Here is a 4,918-nt window from a genome sequence, read left to right on the forward strand (position 1 = left end):
GCCGAACTTCCTCATCGGGCTTCCGAATGTATTAACCGTTTAGTACATTGGATTGTGATTGGAGGCACACCATGAAGACGTCCATTGCGACCGTGTCCATCAGCGGGTCCCTCGTCGAGAAGCTGCACGCCTGCGCTGCGGCGGGTTTCGACGGTGTCGAGGTCTTCGAGCCGGACCTGATCGCCAGCGATCACAGTCCCGAGGAGATCCGCGGCCTGGCCCGGCGGCTCGGTCTCTCGCTCGATCTCTATCAGCCGTTGCGCGATATCGAAGGAGTCGACGAAATCGTCTTCACCGAGAACCTGCGCCGTGCCGCCGCCACCTTCGTCACGGCCCAGCGACTAGGCATCGATACCGTTCTCGTCTGCAGCAACGTGGCGACCGCGACCGTCGACTCGGACGCGAATTCTGCCGACCAGCTGCGTCGGCTCGGCGACGTCGCGGCCCGGTACGACGTCAAAGTCGCCTTCGAGGCGTTGGCCTGGGGGCGCTTCGTCGACGACTATCGGCGGGCGTGGCGCATCGTCGACCTTGCCGACCATCCCGCCGTCGGCGTCTGCCTCGACAGCTTTCACGTGCTGTCCCGCGGACACGACCCGGCAGCCATCGAAGACATTCCGAGTGAAAAGATCTTCTATCTCCAACTTGCCGACGCGCCCGCGCTGTCCATGGACGTGCTGTCGTGGAGCCGGCATCATCGGCTCTTCCCCGGCGAAGGCGACTTCGATCTGGCGACCTTCGTCTCGCATGTCCTGAAGACCGGGTTCGACGGCCCGCTGTCGCTGGAGGTCTTCAACGACACCTTCCGTCAGACCGATCCCGATCGCACCGCGGTCCACGCGCGGCGATCCCTGATCTGGTTGCAGGACAAGGTCGCCGCGCTCCCCGGGGTTCAGCACTCCGTCGCCTTGACACCCGTGGCAGACGCCAAGCCGCCCGTCGGTTTCGACTTCGTCGAACTGAAGGCCGAGGACACCAGCGACGTGGAGGTGCTCCTCGATCAGCTCGGCTTCATTCCCGGTGGGCGCCATCGCACCAAGCCCGTCTCGCTGTGGACCTCGGGCGACGTCCGCGTGGTGCTCAACGAGCATCAGGCCCGCGACCTCGCCCCGCACGTCGCTGCCGTGGGTTTGCAGGTGCCCGACGGCGACGCCACCTCCCGACGAGCGTCGGACCTGATGGCGCCCGCGGCCTACCGGCGGACGTACGCCGCCGAACAGGCGCTCGGTGGAGCCGTCGCGCCCGAGGGCACCGAGTTCTTCTGGGTGACGGCGCCGCCGGCCGGATCGCCACCGCCGTGGGTCGACGAATTCGAGAACGGCCTGTCGTCCGATTCGGGTGCGTCGCTGAGTCACGTCGACCACGTCAACCTCGCCGTGCCCTGGCAGACGGCCGACGAGGCCGTCCTCTTCCTGACCAGTGTCTTCGGCCTCGCCGCGGATGCGCCGACCGAAGTGGCCGGGCCGAGCGGGCTGGTGCGTAGCCAGGTCATGCGCACCGACGATGGTTCGATTCGACTGCCGCTCAACGTGGCACCGCAGATTCTCGAGGCCGCCGCCATGCCGCAGCACGTCGCCTTCGCCTGCACGGACGTCGTCGCCTTCGCGCGGGCGGCTCGATCGCGGGGCCTGGACTTCCTCGCCGTGCCGGACAACTACTACGACTACGTGGCGGGCCGCTTCGGCGTCGATGCCGAGACGGTCGCCGAACTGCGCGAACTCGACCTGCTCTACGACCGCAACGCCGATGGGGCGTTCATCCACTTCTACACCCGCACCGTCGGCACGGTGTTCTTCGAATTCGTCCAGCGCATCGGCGAATACGACGGTTACGGCACCGACAACGCCCCGGTGCGATTGGCCGCCCAGCGACGACGCCCCTAGGAACACCCCTAGCGATTTGGGCGCGCTGACCCGCGCTCACCGCGGATTTCCGCGCCGAAATCGCAGAGGGGGGTGGGGCTACTCGGCGCCGACGGTTTCCTTGGCCACGAAGATGGCCACGTAGCCGATCGGAATGCCGGTGATGGCCGCGACGCACTCCCGCGCCGCCAACTCGACTCCTGCCCGGCGCCGGGCGTGGGTGACGCCACCGATCTCGGGGATCCGGATCGTCCAGCCGTCGATTTCGCGACTCATCTCGATGTCGAAGCTCTGACCAACCGTTGGGCAGTTCACGCGGGGCGCGATGCGGTGCCTGCGGGTGCTGCGAAGGGACTGTGCACGCCGCAATGTGGGCTGAGTAGGCATGAAGGATTCCTGTGTCGACGACGGACCGCGCGCAAGAGTAAACCGTCGGCGGCCCCAACGCCTAATCGGTTGACGGGCGTGGTATTCGAGGTCGGAGGCTGTTCACCTGGTCGACACGGAACCGTTCACTGGCAGTAGGACCGGGTTGCGAATGCGAGCCCGCGCTGATAGAGCTCATCGAGTCCGCGTGCGTCGACGACGGCATCCTTGGCGGCGTCGAGATCGCCAAGGCAACTGGGCGAATGCAACGAATCCCATTGCCCGGCAATCTCGGTCACCATGGTGCGATTGAGCGCATCGATGGCAGACCGGGAGTCCGACAGGTCGGGCGCCGTCAGTGGAGCGCTTGGGGGATCGAGCTTCCATTGGCTGAAGAGGCCGTACTCGACCGCGACCGTCGCGGCGATCTGGTTTCGGAAGGACCTCTCGACGAAGCCGGGATCGGCGCCCTTCTCCGTGGCCGACGCCGTGACGGCGTCGATCACCTGCTGCTCGCGGGTGTGATCCTCGATCGATCCCCCGGTGATCCACTTGGATGCGGCCACGGGGTCGGCGGTCTGCAAGCGCTGCGCGGCGGCGTCGACCAACGCCAACAGGGGATTCGGTACGTCGGCGTGCGACTGAGTCGGCGTGGCCAGCAGAGCGAGTGCGGTACCGATCGCGACGATCCCGACGCGCGCGGGCCGAGCGGCTGGAGCAGTGTTCATCTCGACACGTTAGCGCCGTCGGAACACCTCGACGGCATCGACGGCGACGGGATGTCCTTCGGTGCAGCGCACCTCGACGGTGACCGGCCTTCCGCAGTCCGCGTGCCGCAGGCCTACCCGACCTGTCTCGGGACGCACCCACCGATCGCCCCACTGCATCAGGGCCAGTAGCGCGGGGAGCAGCTCCAGGCCCTTCTCCGTCAGGTGGTAGTCCTCCCGACTGCGTTGGCCGGCAACGTGATACGGGCGGCGCTCCAACAGGCCCTCTTCGACGAGTTCCCTGAGCCGGGCCGCGGTGATCTTCTCGCTGAGCTCGGTGCGGCGGGCGAATTCGTCGAACCGGTGGGCACCGTAGTAGGCCTCCCGGAGCAACAGCATGCTGGCCCGGCGACCCACCACCTCGAGCGCAGCGGCCATCGAACAGTTCGCGGCCGACCAACTGTCGCGATCGGCGAGCGCACCCTTGAGCGTCATGGAGGTCACACCACCATGATGCCACGCTGACTTGCCTCGAGTAAAGTCAGAGTCGTATAGTCTGACTTACCCAGAGCACAGTCAGCAGACGCGAGGTAGCGATGACGATCGACGTTTCCACTCAGACCACGACGCAAGAGGGCTCTGAAAGGACCGCCGAGCTCCTCGCGCACGATCCCCAGCTCCAAGCCGCGACGCCAAAGCCCGAAGTGATGGCGGCAGCGCGCGTCCCGAGTCTGCGGCTCGCCGAGGTGCTCGCCACGTTCGTGGATGGCTACGGTGACCGCCCCGCCCTTGGCAGCCGCGTGCGCGGTGTCGCGAAGGATGCGTCGACCGGCCGCGACTCGGTGCGGCTCCGGCCCGAGTTCGAAACCACCACGTACCGCGAGCTGTGGTCCGACGTCACCGCCGTCGCCAGCGCGTGGAGCCAGGCGGCCGACGCGCCGGTGCGGCCAGGGGACTTCGTCGCCACCATCGGATTCGCCAGTGGCGACTACCTGACCATCGACCTCGTCTGCGGATACCTCGGGTTGGTTGCAGTCCCGCTGCAGCACAATGCGCCGGTGTCGAGGCTGCAGCCGATCCTCGCCGAGACGGAGCCGCGGGTGCTCGCGGTCAGCGCGGCCTATCTCGACCTGGCGATCGACGCGGTCCTGGGGAGTCAGTCGCTGCGACGCCTGGTCGTGTTCGACTTCGCAACCGACGTCGACGCCGATCGTGAACGCCTGCAGCGGGCCAAGGACCAGCTCGCCGCCGCAGGCATGGACGTCGTCGTCGAAACGCTCGGCGAGGTCGTCGAGCGCGGCCGCACGCTGGCCGAAACGCCGATGTACACCGGCGGTGACCAGGACCGCCTCGCGATGATTCTCTACACGTCGGGGAGCACCGGCGTGCCGAAGGGCGCCATGTGGACCGAGAAGATGGTCGCCACGCTGTGGACGCTGCCGCTGGCGTCCGTCGAGTCACCCGTCCTGAACGTCAACTTCCTCCCGTTGAACCACCTTGGCGGGCGGATCCCGCTGTCGTCGGCCTTCCAGGCCGGCGGCACCAGCTACTTCGTTCCGGAAAGTGATCTCTCGACGTTGTTCGAGGACTGGTCGCTGGTCCGTCCCACCGACGTAGGCCTGGTGCCGCGGGTGGTGGAGATGCTGTTCCAGCGCTACCAGCAGGGAGTCCAACGGTTGGTGTCCAAGGGTGTCGACGAGGCGACCGCCGACCACCTAGTGAAAGCCGAACTGCGCGAACACGTTCTGGGTGGCCGCGTGCTCGGTGGATTCGTGAGCACCGCACCGTTGTCCGCTGAGATGAAGTCGTTCATCGAATCCTGCTTGGACGCCGACTTGGTCGACGCCTACGGACTCACCGAGATCGGTGCCGTCACGACCGACGGAGTGGTCATGCGGCCACTGGTCATCGACTACAAGCTGATCGACGTGCCCGAGCTCGGATACTTCAACACCGACCAGCCCCACCCGCGAGGCGAACTGT

At 66.8% G+C, this 4,918-nt stretch carries 5 protein-coding genes; 2 read left to right on the top strand and 3 right to left on the bottom strand.

What is annotated here, in order from left to right; all coding sequences use genetic code 11:
- Positions 1 to 71: 71 nt before the first annotated feature.
- Entirely contained in the window at positions 72 to 1,883 is a 1,812-nt protein-coding gene (locus tag QOD90_RS19100) for a bifunctional sugar phosphate isomerase/epimerase/4-hydroxyphenylpyruvate dioxygenase family protein (RefSeq protein ID WP_526352399.1), read from the top strand.
- A 78-nt stretch (positions 1,884 to 1,961) separates the two neighbouring features.
- Here the strand turns inward: QOD90_RS19100 and QOD90_RS19105 are convergent, their stop codons facing one another.
- The 3 genes from QOD90_RS19105 to QOD90_RS19115 all read right to left on the bottom strand — a co-directional run bounded on the left by QOD90_RS19105 (position 1,962) and on the right by QOD90_RS19115 (position 3,430).
- Entirely contained in the window at positions 1,962 to 2,138 is a 177-nt protein-coding gene (locus tag QOD90_RS19105) for a long chain fatty acid-CoA synthetase Faa4p (protein ID WP_526352402.1), read from the bottom strand.
- A gap of 236 nt (positions 2,139 to 2,374) precedes the next feature.
- The gene (locus tag QOD90_RS19110; RefSeq protein WP_526352400.1) at positions 2,375 to 2,956 is read right to left on the bottom strand and encodes a chorismate mutase; all 582 of its coding nucleotides are present in this window, start codon (positions 2,954 to 2,956) and stop codon (positions 2,375 to 2,377) included.
- Between the two features lie 9 nt (positions 2,957 to 2,965).
- A complete protein-coding gene (locus tag QOD90_RS19115) occupies positions 2,966 to 3,430 on the bottom strand; it encodes a winged helix-turn-helix transcriptional regulator (protein ID WP_526352403.1) in 465 nt (154 codons plus the stop codon).
- A 101-nt stretch (positions 3,431 to 3,531) separates the two neighbouring features.
- On the opposite strand from QOD90_RS19115, the gene QOD90_RS19120 reads away from it, so the two are divergent.
- Positions 3,532 to 4,918, top strand: a 1,387-nt coding sequence (locus QOD90_RS19120; RefSeq protein ID WP_526352401.1) for an AMP-binding protein, incomplete at its 3' end; no start/stop codon positions are given.

Origin of the sequence: Mycobacterium sp. (genome assembly GCF_032161845.1) — a bacterium.
GTDB lineage: Bacteria > Actinomycetota > Actinomycetes > Mycobacteriales > Mycobacteriaceae > Mycobacterium.